Raw genomic sequence first — 17,743 nt, 5'->3', positions numbered from 1 at the left:
CCGCGGAGGAGGCTCTAACGCACTCAGGCGGCAATAAAAAGTGCCCCCTGCGCCGGCCCGGCGCCTTGGCGCGAGCGAGGGCGGCTCAGGCCGCCCGCCGCGCCGCACCAATTCGTTTCATCGCGCCGGCGGCGATCTCGAAGGACTTCAGCCGTGCCCGATGGTCGTGGATCTGACCGGTGAGAATGACCTCGTCCGGCCGATAGCGAGCGACGAGCGCGGTCATCTGGCGTTCGACCGAGGCGGGCGCGCCGACCGCAGAAATGGCCAGCGCATCGTCGAGCATCGCCTGTGCCGGCCTTTCCAGCGATTGATAATATCCCTCGACCGGGCGCGGCAGTTTGCCGGGATTTCCGGTGCGCAGGTTGACGAAGGCCTGTTCCATCGAACTCTTGAGAAGAGCGCCTTCCTCGTCCGTCTCTGCGGCAAAGACGTTGGCGGCGAGGATGAAATAGGGCTCGGGATGGCGCTCGGAGGGGCGGTAGGTCTCGCGGTAGATCTCCACCGCCTGGTCGAGGGCGGCCGGCGCAAAATGCGAGGCGAAGGCGTATGGCAGGCCGAGATGGGCGGCGAGCTGCGCGCCGTAGAGGCTCGATCCAAGGATGAAGACCGGAATCCGCGTACCCTCGCCGGGGATCGCCCGGAGCTTCTGGCCAGCGCTCGACGGCTCGAAATAGAGCATCAGCTCGAGAACGTCCTGGGGAAAGCTGTCGCTCGCCTCGAGATTGCGACGCAGCGCCCGCGCCGTCATCATGTCCGTTCCCGGCGCGCGGCCGAGGCCGAGATCGACCCGGTCCGGATAGAGCGTCGCCAGCGTGCCGAACTGTTCGGCGATGACCAGCGGGGCGTGGTTCGGCAGCATGACGCCGCCGGCGCCGACGCGGATCGTCCTGGTCTGACCGGCGATATAGGTCAGGGCGACCGAGGTCGCGGCGCTGGCGATGCCCGGCATGTTGTGATGCTCGGCCATCCAGAAGCGCTTGTAGCCGAGGTTCTCTGCGAGCTGCGCGAGTTCGGCGGAGTTCTTCAGGGCGTCTGCCGCATCGAAGCCGTCCGGTACGGGCGAGAGGTCGAGGACGGAAAAGGCTGGCATCGCATGCTCCGGAATCGGATGAACTGTGTCTGCTCGCCTTATCACATGGCCATGCGCCGTCCCGGTGGGAAGGCCGGCAGCCGAGGCTGACCGCAGCGTTCACCTTTCGCGACGTCCAGCGCCGCCCGCCCGAGCAAGCCCGGGTCTGGGCCGAGTCTGACCGATCAGAGCCAGTTCTTGTAGCGGAAATAGAGCATCGGCAGAACCGCCGAGAAGACCATGAGGCCCAACGCGTAGGGATAGCCGTAGTCCCAGCCGAGTTCCGGCATGTGCTCGAAATTCATGCCGTAGACCGAGGCGACCAGGGTCGGCGGCAGGAAGGCGACGGCGGCGACCGAGAAGATCTTGATGATGGCGTTCTGCTCGATCGAGATCATGCCGACGGTGGTGTCGAGCAAAAACGTCGTCTTGTTGGACAGAAACGACACGAAGTCGTTGAGCGAGTGGATGTCGCGCGCCATCACCTTCACCCGCGCCTTGCCGTCCTTCATGCCGTTGCCCTTCTTGCGGTCGAGGACGAGCTGCAGGAAGGGGAGCAGTCGATCGAGCGTGGCCAGGCTTTCGCGCACCCTGGAGGTCAGATCGCCCGCCGCCCCGATGCGTTGCAGAAGCTTCTTGAAGTCGGCCGTGCCCGTCGGCTTCTTCTTCGCCGAGGAGGAGAAGATGTCTTCGCCGATGCGGTCGAGGTCGGACGAGATCAGTTCCAAAAGGTCGGCGACGCGATCGATCACGGTCTCGAGCAGGCCGATGAGCAGCTGTTCGGCGGTCGGCGCCTTGCCGGCAGCCCGTTGCACCTCGCCCGCTTCCGTCGGGTCGTAGTGGGGCGGCAGCGCCGCAGGATCCCGGCAAAGCTTGGCGACGAAGATGCGGAAGCTCTTCGGCTCCGAGTATCGAACGGTGATCAGCCGGCCGCGCGCGAGCATGAAGGTGACCGGCGCGAAGGCCGGGGCGCCGGTCTGAACGCCATGGACGACGCTCGCGGTCATCACGTCGGCCCCGTCCTCGGAATAGAGCCGGCTCGACACCTCGATCTCGCTCATCTCCTCTCTGGTCGGGATGGCGATGGCGCAGCGTGCCTCGACGGCGGCGATCTCCTGCGACGTCGGCGACTGGAGGTCGATCCAGATGGCGTTCTCGGGCAGACCGCCGGGACCGACCGTCTCATGGACGACCTTGGTGCCGTCGAACGAATAGGTTTCGATCATCCGCGCTCTTTCGCATGGCGCCTGAGCCAATCGGCTATTGCAGTGTCTTCGGGCATTGGACCGCAACCATGGTCAAACATCGTTGACGGCTCTGGCGGCGTTCGCTTCGGGGCGTCCCGGGGAACCGAGCGAAGGTTACGAGCTTGGCATGAAAAGCAGGTGAACGAGAAGCGGGGATGCGGACTGCGTTCAGTCGCCGCTCTTGGCGGCCTCGCCTCCCTCAGCCGCCTCCTGGCGCGGCACCACGGCGTCGAGGGGGGCCGTCAGCACCCAGACGACACCGGTCGCCGCATAATCCATATCGACGGAGCCGCCGAGCCCGCGGGCCGTCATCTTCTGCGTGACCAGCGTGCCGAAGCCCGAATGCCGTGGAGGCGTCACCGATGGTCCGCCGCTCTCGCGCCAGGACAGCGTCAGCTTCTCGCCGCAGGTCCAGGTGATGGCGACGTGGCCGTCGGGGCACGAAAGGGCGCCGTATTTGGCGGCATTGGTGGCGAGTTCGTGCAGGGCAAGCCCGATCGTCTGCGCCGCCGTCGCATTGAGAGAGATGGCCGGCCCGTCGTGGAGGATCTGCTCGTTGCCGGACTTGAACGCCTGCAGCTGGGTCTTGACGAGTTCCGCCATGGAGACGCTGTGCCAGCCTCCGGAGGAGAGAAGATCGGCGGAGCGGGCGAGCGAGTTGAGCGCTTCGGACAAGGTCGCCAGAAACTGCGTCGTGTCGGCACTCTCGTTGGCGGCGCGGCGGGCGATCGCGGCGATCAGCGCATACTGATTCTTGGCGCGATGGCTCATCTCGCGCATCAGGAAGCGGTTCTGCTCCTCGGCCTCGCGCCGCTCGCGCGATGCCTGCGCCAGCACCTTCGAGACCTGGGCGATCTCGGCGATGTCGGTGGCGATCATCGTCGCCGGGTCGCCGCGGCCGATCTTTTCGGCCTGCTGCGAGAGTTTCAGGATCGGATCGGCGAGCCGGCGACCGAAGGTGATGCCGAGGGCGACGGAGAAGGCGAGAAGCAGCGCGCCGACACCGACGAGAAGCAGCCAGGAGCGCATGACCGGCCGGCCGATGACGGCACTCGGAACGGCCACCGTCGTCGTCCAGCCGGAGAGGTTCGACACGGTCGAGGCCCGGATCAGGTCGTTGCCCATTCCGTCATTGCCGATGGCCTCGATGATCGAGGGATTGTCGTAGGAGATCTGGCGCGCCCGCGTCCCCCCGTCGCTGGTCACCGCGGCGAAGACCTGCTTGCCGGCCCCGTCCTTGATGATTGCAGACCAGCGGCTCGGCAGGTTTCGGTCTGCGATTACCGCTTCGAAGGACGTCGTGGCCTTGGAGAGGACGAGGACGTAGTTGACCTTCGCCCTGTATTTGATGGGCAGACCGACCTGATAGACGAACTCGCCGCGTTTCTCGCGGAAGCTGATGCCGGAGATCGACGGCTGTTGCGTGTCGAGGACCTTCTGGACGAGAGCCTCGTCGCCGAAACGCTCGGTGGCCGACGGGAAACTCGCTTGCGTGTCGACAAGAACGTTCATGTTGCGGTCGACGAGTTCGGCCGTCGTGAACGTGCCGGCCAGCGCTGCCGCGGTGCGATCGTGAAACTGGCCCAGTCGATCGTCGACGAGGGTCGGCGAAGCCGCCAGTACCCGGCCGGAGGTCAAGAGGCCGTAAATCTCCCGGTCGACGGCATTGGAGATGATGTCGGCCGTGTCGTTGACCTGCGCGGCGGCGATCTCCTGCTGCTGCTGGGAGAACTGGACGATCAGATAGGCGCTGAACAACAGGGCCGGAACGAGGACGATCAGGGCGAAGCCGATGAGATGGACGAGCAGCGTCCTCCGGCGCCATAGACGCCAGTGTGCCAGCCGCCGCCATCGCGCCGGCGGCGCGACGTTGCGTTGCCGCCCGGCTCCGGCCTGTCCCTCTGATCGCGTGTGAACGCTCACGACCGCCTTTCCCAATCATGCGAGGGCTTGGCAATCACGGGCCACCGCGCCGGCTGAATCTCGAATTTCCCCACTCGGAAAGCATCTTAAGCGAATCGGCCGAAATTTACCACAAGCGCGAGGGCATTCCTGCACGACAATTGCCGTGTCATGCAGCTCTGCGGTGGACGCGGCCGCTGTTGCGCCGGTCGCGATCGGCATCAGAAGAAGCGATCGTGGGGCGCGTCGATCCGTGTGCGCGATCCCTTGAAAGGTGGGAAACACCAAGCTCGACAGATTGTAAATATGACGAATATTTAATCTGAGCGGAAGTGTCGACATTGCCGCGCGGGTGTATCTCTTGCCGGCAAAGGCGGGACGATCCTCCGGGTGGATCGCCCCGTGCCGTCAGCTTTAACTGCATCAGGATCTCCCATGGCTTCGCTCTCCCCGGCTGCATTCTTCAGGACCGCTCTTTTCACGGCCGCCTGCCTCGCCGAATTCGCGGTCTCGCCAGTTTCGTCCGCCGCGGCTGCCGACGTTCCGACCTTCGAGATGACGCTCAAGGACCACGTGTTCACCCCGTCCGAGATCGAGGTTCCCGCCAATCAGCGCTTCCAGATCAAGCTGACCAACGAGGACGCCACTCCGGACGAGTTCGACTCCCACGACCTTCGGGTCGAGAAGGTCGTCGGCGGCGGCCAGACCGGCATCATCCGCATCCAGCCGCTCGTTCCGGGCCGCTACATGTTCATGGGCGAGTATCATGCCGCGACGGCCCGAGGCGTCGTGACGGCGAAGTAGCCGCCATGCTCGCGTCCTTCGTCATCGTCTTTCGCGAGGTCATCGAGGCGGGCCTCGTCGTCGGCGTGGTGCTGGCCGCGACGCGGGGGCTTGCCCATCGCGGCGCCTACGTCGCCGGCGGCGTCTTTGCCGGGTTCCTCGGCGCCTGTCTCGTCGCCGCCTTCGCCGGGGCCATCGCCGATCTCTTCGAGGGCTCGGGCCAGGAAGCGCTGAATGCGGCCGTACTGCTCGTCGCCGTCGTCATGCTGATCTGGCACAATGCCTGGATGGCGAGCCACGGGCGGGAACTCGCGCGCTCGCTGAAGTCCGTCGGCGAAGAGGTGAAAGCCGGCCACCGCTCGCTGATGGCGCTCGCCATCGTCTGCGCCGTCGCCGTCCTGCGCGAGGGCTCGGAAGTGGTGCTGTTCCTCTATGGCGTCGCCGCGGCCGGCCAGACGACGGCGAGCGGCATCCTCGGCGGCGGGCTGCTCGGCATCGCCGGCGGCGCGGTGATCTCGGCACTTCTCTATCTCGGCCTCATCGCCATCCCGCTGCGCCATCTCTTCGGCGTCCTTACTGCGCTGATCACGCTGCTGGCGGCGGGGCTTGCGGCGCAGGCGATGCGCTTCTTGGCGCAAGGGGGCTGGCTGAACGACTGGGTGACGCCGCTCTGGGATACGAGTTCGGTGCTTTCGGAAGAAAGCCTTCCCGGCCGGATCGCCCACATCCTGGTCGGCTATGCGTCGCAGCCCTCGGCGAGCGAACTCGCCGCCTATCTCGCGGTGATCGCCGTGATGCTCGTCGTACGCTGGTTTGCCGGCCAGGAGCGGGACGGCCATCGCGGCGGCATGCGGGCCTCGGCCTGAGGCATGAAGCAGAGACTTGGCAGAGCATGGCCCGGCCGGCGTTCCGAGCGATTTCGCGCGGCCACCCCGTGCGGCATGGTAGATGCCTGAAGATTGCTGTTGCATCCCGCCCGCCGAGGCTTTATTTCCAGCCCGGTCGTAGGGGTATAGCTCAGTTGGTAGAGCGGCGGTCTCCAAAACCGCAGGTCACAGGTTCGAGCCCTGTTGCCCCTGCCATTTTCCAGACGACGTTTCAGCAGTCCGAGATGACGGGCCGACATGACGGGGGCCGAGCGGCGTTCCGCTGATGACGCAGCGCGGGCCTGGGACCATGGCGCGTGCGTCTTCAGCCACTCGGCGCCGCGACGTGTCCGGCGGCGGTGAGCGCTTCGGCGGCGCGGCCGGCCTGTTCCGTCTTCACGAACAGGTAGTCGGTGTCGAAGGTGGAAACGAGGACGATGCCGATTCCGGCATCGGCCAGCGGCTGAAGTACCGAGGCGGCGATGCCGGTCTCGTCGAAGGCGAAGGGGCCGACGAACTGAAAGCCGCTCCAGCCGGGCTCGGAGCGGACGCCGAGCGGAACGCGCTCGGCCTCGCAGAGGATCGAGAGCTCGTCCACCGTCCGTGCGATCGAGACGAAGCCGGGACCGTCGGCCCAATCGGGAAGCGCGGCGTCTGGCTCCAGCCGGCTGATCGCGTATTCGCCCGGAAGGACGCGCAGCGTGACGCTGAAGCTTGCCGCTCTGCCGGTTCCCGCCGCCACCGTCACAGCGCCTGTTGCGCCGCGCGGCCGAGGGCGAAGGCGCGCTGCTCGATCAGCGTCGGCACCTCGCAGACGAAGCTCAGCGACTGCCGGCGTTCCTGAAAGATGCGGGTGTCCCAGAGCATCTGCTGACGCGCCTCGTCGAGTTCCAACGGATTGGCGGTCGGGTTGTTCTGGTTGGTGGAGAAGGCCTTCGTCTCCTCGCGCAGCCGCGCCGCCATCGCCTTCTGCTTGGCGCCGTAGCGTTCGATCCCGCGCATGATCTGGCTGCGCTCGGCATTGAAGCGATCGAGCATGACGGCGACGAAGGCACTCGCCTTGTCTTCGCGCTCGGCGTCGGAGAGGCCGGCAAGATAGTCCTTCACGGCCTGCTCGGCTTCGGGGAGCGGCAGTCGCCGCGCCGTCACCTCGTCGACCAGCCGGCCGATCTCGTCGCCGGCGGCGACGGAAGCTGCGTCGGGCAGAGGCGGCCCCCCCCATATCTGGCCGGCGGAGATCTGGTCGACCCGCCGCTGCATGCAGGGCCAGTCGGTCGTCGCCGCGGCGGGCGCCTTGGCGAAGTCCATCGGGTTCCTGGCGCTTTGGCCGCCGCCAACTTCCTCAGCTGCAGGCGGAGTGCTCGGCGCGTTGCCGGTTGCAGCTGGTGCATTGGTCGGCGCGGGGCCGGGGACGACGAAGTCCTTGGGGACCTCGCGCGGGCTCGCCCCGTCCTGGGCGTTCGCCGCCGCAAAAGTCGCCGCGACGGCGAAGGCTGCGAGCGAGACACCTCGCAATGCCGCCGCCAGCCGTCCTCGATTGATTTCGGACCTCATGACGTTCCTCCCATTCGTTTTCGTTCGACCGCTTGGCCGTCCGCCTACTGACGCTTGCGGCTGATCAGGCCGCGGGCCGGATCATAGGCGACGATCGCCCCGCCGAGGAACAGCACCGTGCAGCCGAGGACGATCAGGAACGCGTCGCCGTTGAACTGTTGATAGAGCGCGAAGCGGATCAGTTCCACCGCATGGGTGAAGGGATTGAACTGGCAGATCCGGTAGAGCAGCGGGCTCGACTCCTGGACGCGCCACAGCGGATAGAGCGCCGAGGAGGCGAAATACATCGGGAAGATGACGAAGTTCATTACCCCGGCGAAGTTTTCGAGTTGCTGGACGAGCGACGAGAGCAGCATCCCGAGCGCGCCGAGCATCAGCCCGGCGAGAACGATCGCCGGCAACGCCGTCAGATAGCCGAGCCAGTCCGGCTGCACCTCCCAGAACCAGGCGATGGCGAAGAAGACGTAGACCTGCACGACGCCGACGGCGACGCCAGCGAACAGCTTGGCGACCAGCAGGAACCAGCGCGGCAGCGGCGAGACCAGCAGGGTTTTCATCGTGCCCGTCTCGCGGTCGTAGACCATCGAGAGCGAGGACTGCATGCCGTTGAAAAGAAGGATCATCCCGACGAGGCCGGGGGCGATGTAGACCTCGTAGAGGATGTAGGTCTGGTAGGGCGCGATGATCGAGACGCCGAGCACCTGGCGGAAGCCGGCGGCGAAGATGAACAGCCAAAGGAGCGGGCGCACCAGCGCCGAGACGAAGCGCTCGCGCTGATGGATGAAGCGCAGCGCCTCGCGCCAGACGATGCCGCCGGCACAGATCAGATAGGCCGAGAGCGGAAAGCCGCGGCGCATCGGCGCGGCACCGGTCCGTTCGAGCGTCGTGTCGCTCACGGGCGCACCTCCTCGAGACCTTCTGCCCTCACCGAGAGGCCGGTCAGCCGCGTGAAGGCGTCGCCGATCGACTTCGCCCGCTCCGCCGCGACGACCTCGGGCACCGGGCCTTCGGCACGCACCGTGCCCTGATGCAGGACGATCACGCGGTCGGCGGGGTCGATCTCGTCGATCAGATGGGTCGCCCAGAGGACGCTGACGCCTTCCTCCTTCACCAGCCGGCGAACCTCGGCGAGGATCGCCGCGCGCGAGCGGATGTCGAGGCCGACGGTCGGCTCGTCGAGCAGGATGAGCCGCGGGCGATGCATGAAGGCGCGGACGATCTCGATGCTGCGAAGCTGCCCGCCGGAGAGGTTGCGGGCCTTCTCCTTGAGCCGGGTGCGAAGCTCCGACGTGGCGAGGATCTCGCCGATACGCGTTCTTGCCGCGGAGGCCGGCAGGCCGTGCAGCGCCGCGTGATAGATCAGGTTCTGGCTGATCGACAGGTCGAGGTCGAGAGTGCGGGCCTGGAACACCACGCCGAGCCGGCGCAGCGCCTCGCCCGGCTCGCCATTGAGGTCGAAGCCGAGAATGTGGATGGCGCCGTGGCGGACGTTGAACAGCCGGGTGACCAGCGAGAACAGCGTCGACTTGCCGGCGCCGTTGGGCCCGAGAAGGGCGGTGAAGGAGCCCTGCGGCACCGAGAAGGAGACGTCGTCGAGCGCCTTGCGCTGGCCATAGGAATGGCTGACCCGCTCGACCGCAAGGGCCGGGATGCCGGGGGCTTCCGCGTGGCTCAGAGTCCCATCCTGCATGCTTGCATCGCTCTCTTCGGCGCCTTCGCCCTCATTATAGCGCAACGAGTTGGTAAGGCAGAGGCTTGAAACGGCGCAAGGCCGCGGGACGACCCGCGGCCTCTTCGTCGGTGCGATCTATGAGGATCACGGAACGACGGTGATCGTGCCCTTCATCTCGTGCTCGGCGTCGAGGCCGCCGACATGCCAGTCGTAGCGGCCCGGCCGCACGGTCTGGAACTGCACGGTAATGGTGCCGTGAGCGTCGTATTCGAGCCAGGCGGGTGCACCGGCCATGTGGATCTCAAGATCGTCGATGACGATCTGGTTCATCCAGACATTGCGGAAGAAGTCCGGCGCGTTGAACTTGTACTCGATGTCGCCCTCGGACTTGATGTCCCAGCGATAGGCCTGGCCGGCGCGCAGATAGAAGTCGGTGTGGTTGACCGTGAAGGGCTTGCCGCCTTCGCCGAGGATCAGCGGGGTGACGATCTGCGAGGACAGGCTGTTCTTCGGCAGGCCGATCTGGTCGCCGTTGAGGGCGGCCGCCGGCATCATTTCCGAACCGGGAGGAATCTTCAGCCCTTCGGCCGCCGGCACCATGTTGGCGCCCTGAGCGCCGTCGTCGTCGTCATCATCATCGTTGTCGTCCGCCTGGGCGGCCGCGGAGGCTGCAGGCTTGGCATCGTCGTCGTCATCGGCCTGCTGCGCGAAGGCGGGGCCAGCCGGCGCCAGGGCGATGCCGAGGCCGAAAAGCGCGGCCATAAGGGCGAGCCATGGTGATTTCATTGCAGTTCCTCCCGGTGGTTTGTCATCGATTTCGCGCAGAGACGGTCCCACGCGATCATTCCGGCGTGGCGGCGACGCCCCATGGCTGCTGGCCGACCTGAACCGACTTCACGGCACGGTCCGACGCGACGTCGATGATCGTGACGTCGTTCGACAGGCCGTTGGTGGTGAAGAGGTACTTCTGGTCCGGCGAGAAGGCGAGCTGCCACACCCTCTGGCCGACGAGGAGATAGTCGAGCACCTCGTAGGTCTTGGCATCGACGACGGCGACGCGATTGGCCGGTCCGAGCGCGATGTAGGCCTTGGTTCCGTCGTCGGTGATGCGGATGCCGACCGGCTGGATCGCCTCGGAGCGGATGCCCGGGATCTCGAAGGTGACCTTGTGCTTGATCTCCTTGGTCGCGGCGTCGATCACCGAGACGGTGCCGCCGATTTCCGCAGACACCCAGATCTCGGTACCGTCCTTCTTGTACTGGGCGAAGCGCGGCCGGGAATCGACCAGGACGTTGGCGGTGATCTGCTGGCTGTCGCGGTCGATGAAATGGGCCATGTTCGTCGTTTCCGACGTGTTGACGATGGTTTGGCCGTCGGGCGACACGCCCATGCCTTCCGGCTCGACGCCGACCGGGATCTCGGCGAGGCGCGCGCCGCTCTTGAGGTCGATGACCGTGACGAGATTGTCGTCCTCGTTGGCGGCGTAGAGCTGATCGCCCGAGGGGGACACAACCAGGAGCTCGGGATCGGGGCCCGAGGGAAGCGTCCGGACGAACGCATGGGTTTCGGTGTCGAATTCCTTGATGATGTCGTCGTCGCTGGTACAGACGTAGAGCGACTTACCGTCCGGGCTGACGGCGATGCCGCGCGGTCGCTGGCCGACGTCGAAGGTGTCGACGACGGCGAAATCCTGTTCCGAGTCGAGCACGGTGACGTCGTTGCCCTTCTCGTTCGACACGAAGACCTTGTAGGCATAGGCCGGACTTGCCGACAGCGCGAGCGTCGCGGCGAGAGCCGCAAGTGACAGTCGTCTCAATCATTCCTCCCATCAGCCGAAGCAGACCGCGGATGCGCGCCCCGCTCGTCCACGCAGGATGCGCGACGGCTCGTCATTCGTCGATCGACATTACGATGATCTTGTAGTCGCCGTTCAGCTTGATGTCGTACTGGCCGATTTCGCAGGTCGCGTCGTCGATCTCGAAGAGATCGTCGCTCTCCTTCTCGACCGCAGGCGCGGTGCAGCCGATCTTGGAGAGCGTTTCGGCGACCTTGGAGACTTCCTCCGGCGAGGCCATCTCTTCGATCGTTTCCGATTCCTGGGCCAGTGCGGCGCCGGTGGCGAAGAGGAATGCGCAGGCAAATCCGATGCGTGCGATCGTCGTCAAAGCGAGCCTCCCGTCTCGTTCGTCGGTGCCCGGCGTTCCCCGCAACTCGCCTTTGGGAGAGACGGGTCGCGGAGAACGCCAGCAATGGAATTGCTAGCTTACAAGATTGCCCTGGGGCAACGGGACTACTTCCCGGATTGTCATCAGTCGCCGCCCTCGAGCATGCGCCCGCCCTTGGTTTCGAGGGCGAAGCGCACGAGGTCGGAGGTGCGTTCGACGCCGAGCTTCTCCTTCATCCGCGTCGAGGTATTGGCGACGGTCTTGTAGGCGACGCCGAGGCCCTCGGCGATTTCCGACAGGCTCTTGCCGTCGCCGAGCATGTGGAGGATCTGCAGCTCCCGACGCGTCAGGTCCGAAATGCCGGTTTCGCGGTTGGTGTGCACCTTCATCAGTGCGGCAGTTTCGGAATCGACATAGGTCTCGCCCGCCATCGCCTTTTCGAGCGCGACGAGAAGCTCGTCGGACTGGGCGCTTTTCGAGACGTAGCCGAGGGCGCCCTCGCGCCGCGCCGAGACGGCGTAGACGACGTCGGAATACATCGAGAAGATCACCACTTTCGCCTTCGGATCGTCCGCCCTCAGCCTTCGCAGGACGTCGAGCCCCGAGCCGTTCTTCAGGTTGATGTCGAGGATGGTGACGTCGGGGCGCAGCTTGCGGAACTGGCCGAGCGCCTCGGACGGTGTCTCGGCCTCTTCGATCGCGGTGACCGTCGTGCCTTCGACAAGCCGGCGGATGCCGTCCCGAACGACCTTGTGGTCGTCGACGATCAGAAGCTTCATCGCTCGTCCTTCACAAATGCCATGGCGGCCGAGGCGGCCGCGTCGTCGAGACCAGTTGGGGGGGCGGTCTCGCCATGTCGAAGCTGGCTGCGTCCGGCGAGCGGAACGGTGCCGGTAATCCGCACCCCCCTCGGCGAGGCGATTTCTTCCGCCCGCATCCGGCCGCCGGCCGCCTCGGTCCGTTCGCTCATGCCGACGAGGCCGAATCCGCTGCCCGGCTGTCGTGGCCCGGCAAAGCCGCCGCCGTCGTCGGTGATCGAGAAGGCCAGCACGCCGGAGCGCGCCTCGATCCGGATGGAGATGGTGGCCGGTCTGGCGTGGCGCAGCGCGTTCGTCACCGCTTCGCGCACGGTCCGATAAATCAGCGTCTCGATCGTCGCGCCGAAGTCGCCCTCGGGCAGGTCGAGGTCGAAGTCGACGTCCGGATGCCGTGATTGCAGGTCGGCGACCATCTCCTCGATCGCCCCCTTCAAGCCAAGACCCGAGGTCGCGCTGGGCCGTAGATTGCCGAGGATGCGTTTCAGCTCCTTGCGGGCCTCGTGGGTCGCAGAGACGATGGCGGCGGCGCGATCGGCGATGGCGTTCCGGTCCGGCATTTCCGTCTTCGCGGCGCGCCGGATGCCGGAGGCGTCGACGTCGATGGCAAAGAGCAGCGGCCCGACGTCGTCGTGGAGATCGCGGGCGAGGCCTGCCCGCTCTTCGTCCTCGAGGTGGAGGAGCCTGTCGGAGAGATTTCGGTTGCGGCTGGAAATCACGGCGAGCCTGTCGGTCATGGCGTTCAGACCTTCGGCGAGTTCCTGCATCTCCGGCGGGCCCTTCGGCGCGACTTTCGCCGAATAATCGCCGCCGCCGATGCGAACGAAGGCTTCGTGGATCGCCCCGAGCGGCCGCAGTGCGCGGTCCGCGACGATCCAGATCGCGCCGAAGGCGATCGCCAGGAAGAGCACGAGCAGCCCCAGCGCAGTCAGGAGATCGAGCCAGGCGTCGGCGAGCTCGTTGCGGGGATCGACGACGATGGCCACCGAGGTGATCGGAGCCGACACGGTCGTCAGCGGCATGACGGTGACGGTCGGGTCGGGCGCGAGCAGCGTGACGAACCAGTCGGGCAGGGTGCTGCCGAACCCTTGCGCCATCACCGACTGGTCGCGGATCACGCCGACGGAATCGATCAGGATGACCTTCACCCGCCGGTCGCCGTTGAAGGTCCGCACGAAGCCGGCGAGCTTGCCCCGGACGTCGGGGGAGGCGGGCAGTTCGGCGACGAGCTGGGCCACCCGGTTGCTGGCGACGCTCCGCGCCGCCTGGAGCTCGGCACGGATGTTGTCGCGCGCCTGGTAGAAGGTCAGCACCGCGCCGATGATGAGGATTGCGACGAAGGCGCTGGCGAGGGTGGAGGCGAGGCGGGCCTTCAGCGACATCGCGTTGACGTCAATGCGTGGTCGCCACCCGGCCATCGGTTCGTCTCATCGTCTTCCATCGCCGGCTCCGCCCGCTTCGGGGCAGAAGATCCTCCGTTCCCCGAAGCCCTATGCGACGCAGACCTAATTGTCGAACTTGCAGGTCGATTCCGGCCGGTCGTAGCCGAGCGTGTCGAGCTCCGACACCTGATGCAGGAAGCCTTCCTGCGGGGAGGAGGTGACCACCGAATCCTCTGTCCCGAGAAGAACCGGCTGGCGCAGCTGCCAGTCCCAGTCGCGGAAGGTCAGGCGCTGTCCCTTGAAGGCGGCGACCGTGAAGTCGTCACCGCGGATGAAGGCGTCGATCTTTTCCGGATCGGTCGACTGTGTCCGCGAGGCGGCCTCGCCGATGATCCGCACCGCCGTCCAGGCCTGCATGTCCTTCGATTCCATCCGCCGGCCGCTGGCGTCCTCGAAGCGGTTCTGGATCTGCGCGCCGCCCCACTGCTCGCTCGCTGGATGCCAGGAGCCCGGCACGAGCCCCGCCGTGCCGGCGACCGGCCGGGGAATCCAGTTGCGCCAGGGAATGTAGGTGCCGAAGACCTCGCTCTCGTCGGCGACGAGGAGGACGTCGTGGTCCGGCAGGTCCTGCAGGAAGACCGGGATCTGCCGCTGCACCTGCGCCTGGCCGGAATCGGTCGCCCGCGCGCCGCCCGCATCCTCGAAGACCTTTTCCGCCACGATCTTGCCGCCGAACTTCGTCGCCGAACGCTTCAGCGCCTCGGCAAAGAGCTTGTCGTTCTCGTGCTCGCCCTCGACCAGCGCCCAGTTCCGCCACTGCTTCCACATCAGATATTGCGCCAGCCCGTCGGTCAGCATCGACCGGGACGGGGCAGTGTGGAACATGTTGTAGCGGCAGTCGTCGTTACGCAGCCGGTCGTCCTCGGCCCCCGCATTGAGGATGATCGCGTTCTTCGCCTTGGCAAGGTCGGCGGCCTTCAACGTGTCCGCGGCCGAAAGGTCGGTGACGATGTAGTGATCGCCGTCCGCCAGCATCTTTTCGACCGCCGGCCCGACATCCTCGCCGGGCTTCAGCGTCACCACGTCGAGAAGGAATTTCTGGCCCATGAAGGAGCCGGTCGTGTCGTTGTCCTTGATCGCGACATTCGCGCCGGCGAGGCCGATGTCCTCCGGCGGAATGTCGAGGACGGAGAGGGCGAGGGTCCGCTCGTAGGTCCTCAGATAGCCGATCCGGACCGTCTCCAGCTTCTTCTGGCCAGGGGCCGCCGCTGCGGGCGCCGCAGCGCCGGCGGAGGGCTCGGCACTGTCGCCGGTGCCCTGCGCGGCGCTACCGAGCGTCGCCGCCGAGATCATCAGCGGCGCGAGGACGAGCGGCAAAAGCCCGCTTCTCAGGCGATCGAAATCGAACATGGTGATTTTCCTCCCGCATGGGCGAAGCTGTCCGGCGATCCTCGCGCCGCACCTCGCTTCGCATTGCTCCCCCCGGCCGGCGCACTATCACTAGACCTCGGGCACCACACTCAGGGAGGAGCCGAATGTCTGCACCCACCATCTCTCGTGGAGCCAAGTTGATCAGGCAAGCAAGATTTTTTCCCGTTATTCTGCTGGCGCTGGTCTCGGCAATGCCGGCCGCGGCGGCCGAGCGCAGGGTCGCGGTCTTCGGGTTCGAGCTGATCGATTCGAGCCTGGAAGGCTCGATGCTCGGCAAGAACGACGCCCAGGAATCCCGTGTGAAGCGGATGGCGCCGATGTTGAGAGAGGATATCGGCGGCCTCGACGGCTACGGGATCGTCGACGTCTCGCCGGTTCGGGCGAAGGCGGACGCCTCCAACCTCCAGAGCTGCGGCAACTGCGCCTTGAAGTTCGCCGAAGAGGTCGGCGCCGACGTTGCCGTGATCGGCACCGTCCAGAAGGTCTCCAATCTGATCCTCAACATCAACGCCTATGCCTTCGACCTTACAAGCGGTAAGGAGATCGCCCGCGGCAGCGCCGACATCCGCTCCAACACGGACGAGAGCTGGGACCGCGGCCTGAACTATCTCTTCGAGAACATCTTGAAGAAGCAGCTGGAGGCGGCGCGTTGACGAGACTGCTCGCGAGCGTCACCGGTCCCGAAGAGGCCGCAATCGCGCTCTCGGGCGGTGCCGACATCATCGACCTCAAGGACCCTGCGCAAGGTGCTCTCGGCGCGGTGACGCCGGCTGTTCTCGCCGCGACGATCGCCGTGGTGGCCGGCCGCCGGCCGGTCTCGGCGGTCGCCGGCGACCTGCCGATGCAGCCGGAGGCCGTCGTCGGCGCCGTCGACGCACGGAAGGCGGCCGACTTCGTCAAGGTCGGGCTGTTCCCGGCGGCTCGGGCCGAGCGTCTCGCCGTAATTTCTGCACTGGGCGAACTTGCCCGCGACATCCGCCTCGTCGCGGTCTTCTTTGCCGATGGCGACCCGGATTTCACGCTTCTCGGGCCGCTCGCCGGGGCGGGATTCCGCGGCGCAATGATCGACACGATCGGTAAGGGCGAGGGCGGTAAGGCCGAGGGCGGTAAGGGCGGGGGCGGGCTCCTGGCCCATCTGAGCATCGGCGCTCTTGCCGGCTTCGTTCGGACCGCCAGGGATCTCGGCCTGATGACCGGCCTCGCCGGTTCGCTGGAGGCGCCGGACGTCCCCCGTCTTCTCGTCCTTCAGCCGGACTATCTCGGCTTTCGCGGCGCGCTCACCTCCGGTGCGCGCGGCGATGCCATCGACGCGGCGAAGGTGCGACGCATGGCAGGGCTCGTCGGCGCTGGGCGGGCGGCCGTCGGAGCAGCCGATCCGGTGGCATCGGCGAGACCTGCGCCGGGTTCTGCCGCCGAGGCCGCCTTCGACCGCATCTTCGTCCGCGACCTGGTGCTCGACATGGAGATCGGCGCCTACGGCCACGAGCGCGGCCGGCGGCAGAAGGTGCGCTTTTCGGTCGATGCCCTGATCGAAAAGATCGCGACCACGGCCGACGACATCGCCGAGGTCTATTCCTACGATCTGATCACCGACGCGGTCTGCGCCCTCGTCGAGATGGGCCACACCGACCTCGTCGAGACCCTCGCTCTCGATCTCGCCCGCACGATCCTGTCGGACGGCCGCGTTTTCGAGGTCAATGTGCGCGTCGAGAAGCTCGAACTCGGCCCCGGCGCCGTCGGCATCGAGATCCGCCGCCGCCGCGGCGATTTTTCTGGCTGACGCCGGACGCTTCTTCCCGATTGGCCATCTGTCCGGCCGCCATGCCGCAGCGCGTGCCGGCCACCGAAGCATGCAGGAATTTCGGGGCAGGCATGCGCTGCCCCATCGGGCGGGCTTCGATCTTGCAACGTGACGCAAGGTGGCGTTCACTTCGACTTTCGAGGCGGGCCTTCGATCGTGGTCCGCCGTGCCGCCATTCGGCGGGCTGGACCGGACGGGCGCGAAAACCACTTAAGGTTCAAATGGCAAGCGGTCCGCAGAGGCCGCGGGATAGGGAGGGGAGGACGCCCTTGCGACGGCCGCCCCGATGAAATGACAAGACAAGGGGCAGGCACGATGGGCAATTCCAAGCAATTACTGGTCGTCAAACTCGGCGGCAGCTCTGCCTCCTCATCCGATCTGTCACGTTGGGTGAGGGCGCTGGACCAGGCGAGTATTCCGATGGTGGTCGTGCCGGGCGGCGGGCCCTTCGCCAACACCGTCAGGCGCTATCAGCCGAAACTCGGCTTCGACGACCGCGCCGCCCACGAGATGGCGATCCTCGGCATGGAACAGTTCGGCCTAGCGCTGATCAGCCTGTCGACGCGGATGGTGAGCGCGAGAAACCGCGGAGAGATCGAGGCGGCCATCGAGGCGGGAGACATACCCGTCTGGCTGCCCCGCGACGTCGCCTTGAGCGCGCCGGAGATCGCCCAGGACTGGAGCGTTACCTCCGATTCCCTCGCCGCCTGGCTGGCATCCCGTTTGACGGCGAAGCATCTCTGCCTGATCAAGCAGATCGACGTGCCGGAAGGCGCCGACGTCGAGGCGCTGATCGGCGCGAAGATCGTCGACGACGGTTTCGCCGATTATCTCGGTCCGACGTCGAGCGTCCATGTGGCGGGGCCAGGCGATCTTTCGAGCGCCGGCATCCGCCTTGCCGAGGGCAAGGTTCCCGGGCACGTCCTGCAGCGCCATGCGGCGGCGCTGGCGGCTGCGGTCTAGGCTGTCGGTCGCGGGACGTGTTCCCGGCGACTGTCGATTGACGGGGATCCCGAGCCTTTCGTCCCGGCTGGCGGACTTTCCAACGGCCGG

Annotated in this window: 18 protein-coding genes and 1 tRNA gene; 6 read left to right on the top strand and 13 right to left on the bottom strand. The window is 66.4% G+C overall.

Annotated features, from left to right (window positions below):
* Positions 1 to 85 precede the first annotated feature (85 nt).
* The 3 genes from GTK09_RS11650 to GTK09_RS27990 form a co-directional block, all read right to left on the bottom strand.
* Positions 86 to 1,093 carry an LLM class flavin-dependent oxidoreductase gene (locus GTK09_RS11650; RefSeq protein WP_163463335.1) on the bottom strand — a complete coding sequence of 336 codons (1,008 nt, stop codon included), beginning with the start codon at positions 1,091 to 1,093 and terminating at the stop codon, positions 86 to 88.
* A 164-nt stretch (positions 1,094 to 1,257) separates the two neighbouring features.
* A complete protein-coding gene (locus GTK09_RS11645; RefSeq protein ID WP_163463334.1) occupies positions 1,258 to 2,298 on the bottom strand; it encodes a magnesium transporter CorA family protein in 1,041 nt (346 codons plus the stop codon).
* Positions 2,299 to 2,487: 189 nt separating this feature from the next.
* On the bottom strand, positions 2,488 to 4,242 hold the full coding sequence (locus GTK09_RS27990; protein WP_163463333.1) for a sensor histidine kinase: 1,755 nt from the start codon (positions 4,240 to 4,242) through the stop codon (positions 2,488 to 2,490).
* A gap of 414 nt (positions 4,243 to 4,656) precedes the next feature.
* On the opposite strand from GTK09_RS27990, the gene GTK09_RS11635 reads away from it, so the two are divergent.
* The 3 genes from GTK09_RS11635 to GTK09_RS11625 all read left to right on the top strand — a co-directional run bounded on the left by GTK09_RS11635 (position 4,657) and on the right by GTK09_RS11625 (position 6,086).
* Positions 4,657 to 5,025, top strand: a complete 369-nt coding sequence (locus GTK09_RS11635; protein ID WP_163463332.1) for a cupredoxin domain-containing protein — start codon at positions 4,657 to 4,659, stop codon at positions 5,023 to 5,025.
* 5 nt (positions 5,026 to 5,030) lie between these two features.
* On the top strand, positions 5,031 to 5,870 hold the full coding sequence (locus GTK09_RS11630; protein WP_163463331.1) for an FTR1 family iron permease: 840 nt from the start codon (positions 5,031 to 5,033) through the stop codon (positions 5,868 to 5,870).
* A gap of 140 nt (positions 5,871 to 6,010) precedes the next feature.
* Positions 6,011 to 6,086 (top strand) — tRNA-Trp (locus tag GTK09_RS11625).
* A 109-nt stretch (positions 6,087 to 6,195) separates the two neighbouring features.
* Here GTK09_RS11625 and GTK09_RS27440 read toward each other — a convergent pair.
* The 10 genes from GTK09_RS27440 to pedA1 all read right to left on the bottom strand — a co-directional run bounded on the left by GTK09_RS27440 (position 6,196) and on the right by pedA1 (position 14,868).
* Positions 6,196 to 6,612 carry an ACT domain-containing protein gene (locus GTK09_RS27440; RefSeq protein WP_312869802.1) on the bottom strand — a complete coding sequence of 139 codons (417 nt, stop codon included), beginning with the start codon at positions 6,610 to 6,612 and terminating at the stop codon, positions 6,196 to 6,198.
* Between the two features lie 2 nt (positions 6,613 to 6,614).
* Complete coding sequence (locus GTK09_RS27435; RefSeq protein WP_246217861.1) at positions 6,615 to 7,424, bottom strand: hypothetical protein; 810 nt, start codon at positions 7,422 to 7,424, stop codon at positions 6,615 to 6,617.
* Positions 7,425 to 7,468: 44 nt separating this feature from the next.
* The gene (gene pedC / locus GTK09_RS11615; RefSeq protein WP_163463456.1) at positions 7,469 to 8,281 is read right to left on the bottom strand and encodes a lanthanide ABC transporter permease protein PedC; all 813 of its coding nucleotides are present in this window, start codon (positions 8,279 to 8,281) and stop codon (positions 7,469 to 7,471) included.
* Positions 8,282 to 8,316: 35 nt separating this feature from the next.
* Positions 8,317 to 9,114 (bottom strand): lanthanide ABC transporter ATP-binding protein PedB/LutE, encoded by a 798-nt coding sequence (gene pedB / locus GTK09_RS11610; RefSeq protein ID WP_163463330.1) that lies wholly within the window; start codon positions 9,112 to 9,114, stop codon positions 8,317 to 8,319.
* A 126-nt stretch (positions 9,115 to 9,240) separates the two neighbouring features.
* Positions 9,241 to 9,882, bottom strand: coding sequence for a cupredoxin domain-containing protein (locus GTK09_RS11605; protein ID WP_203560991.1), 642 nt, complete (start codon positions 9,880 to 9,882; stop codon positions 9,241 to 9,243).
* A 55-nt stretch (positions 9,883 to 9,937) separates the two neighbouring features.
* Positions 9,938 to 10,912 (bottom strand): PQQ-dependent catabolism-associated beta-propeller protein, encoded by a 975-nt coding sequence (locus GTK09_RS11600; RefSeq protein WP_163463329.1) that lies wholly within the window; start codon positions 10,910 to 10,912, stop codon positions 9,938 to 9,940.
* Between the two features lie 73 nt (positions 10,913 to 10,985).
* Positions 10,986 to 11,261: a hypothetical protein gene (locus tag GTK09_RS11595; RefSeq protein WP_163463328.1), complete on the bottom strand. Its 276-nt coding sequence runs from the start codon at positions 11,259 to 11,261 to the stop codon at positions 10,986 to 10,988.
* A 143-nt stretch (positions 11,262 to 11,404) separates the two neighbouring features.
* On the bottom strand, positions 11,405 to 12,040 hold the full coding sequence (locus GTK09_RS11590; RefSeq protein ID WP_163463327.1) for a response regulator transcription factor: 636 nt from the start codon (positions 12,038 to 12,040) through the stop codon (positions 11,405 to 11,407).
* On the bottom strand, positions 12,037 to 13,494 hold the full coding sequence (locus tag GTK09_RS11585; protein WP_246217860.1) for a sensor histidine kinase: 1,458 nt from the start codon (positions 13,492 to 13,494) through the stop codon (positions 12,037 to 12,039). The genes GTK09_RS11590 and GTK09_RS11585 overlap by 4 nt, the downstream gene beginning before the upstream one ends.
* 87 nt (positions 13,495 to 13,581) lie before the next feature.
* Positions 13,582 to 14,868, bottom strand: a complete 1,287-nt coding sequence (gene pedA1, locus GTK09_RS11580) for a lanthanide ABC transporter ABC transporter substrate-binding protein PedA1 (RefSeq protein ID WP_246217859.1) — start codon at positions 14,866 to 14,868, stop codon at positions 13,582 to 13,584.
* Positions 14,869 to 14,993: 125 nt separating this feature from the next.
* On the opposite strand from pedA1, the gene GTK09_RS11575 reads away from it, so the two are divergent.
* From GTK09_RS11575 to GTK09_RS11565, 3 genes are all read left to right on the top strand, one after another.
* A complete protein-coding gene (locus GTK09_RS11575) occupies positions 14,994 to 15,542 on the top strand; it encodes a DUF3280 domain-containing protein (RefSeq protein WP_163463326.1) in 549 nt (182 codons plus the stop codon).
* Positions 15,539 to 16,669 carry a (5-formylfuran-3-yl)methyl phosphate synthase gene (locus GTK09_RS11570; RefSeq protein WP_163463325.1) on the top strand — a complete coding sequence of 377 codons (1,131 nt, stop codon included), beginning with the start codon at positions 15,539 to 15,541 and terminating at the stop codon, positions 16,667 to 16,669. Before GTK09_RS11575 ends, GTK09_RS11570 begins: the two co-directional genes overlap by 4 nt.
* 336 nt (positions 16,670 to 17,005) lie before the next feature.
* Entirely contained in the window at positions 17,006 to 17,653 is a 648-nt protein-coding gene (locus GTK09_RS11565) for an amino acid kinase family protein (protein ID WP_246217858.1), read from the top strand.
* Positions 17,654 to 17,743 lie beyond the last annotated feature (90 nt).

Origin of the sequence: Jiella pacifica, from assembly GCF_010500815.1 — a bacterium.
GTDB lineage: Bacteria > Pseudomonadota > Alphaproteobacteria > Rhizobiales > Rhizobiaceae > Jiella > Jiella pacifica.
The sequence above is the reverse complement of the archived record's forward strand: the minus strand, read 5'-3'. Positions and strand labels throughout refer to the sequence as shown.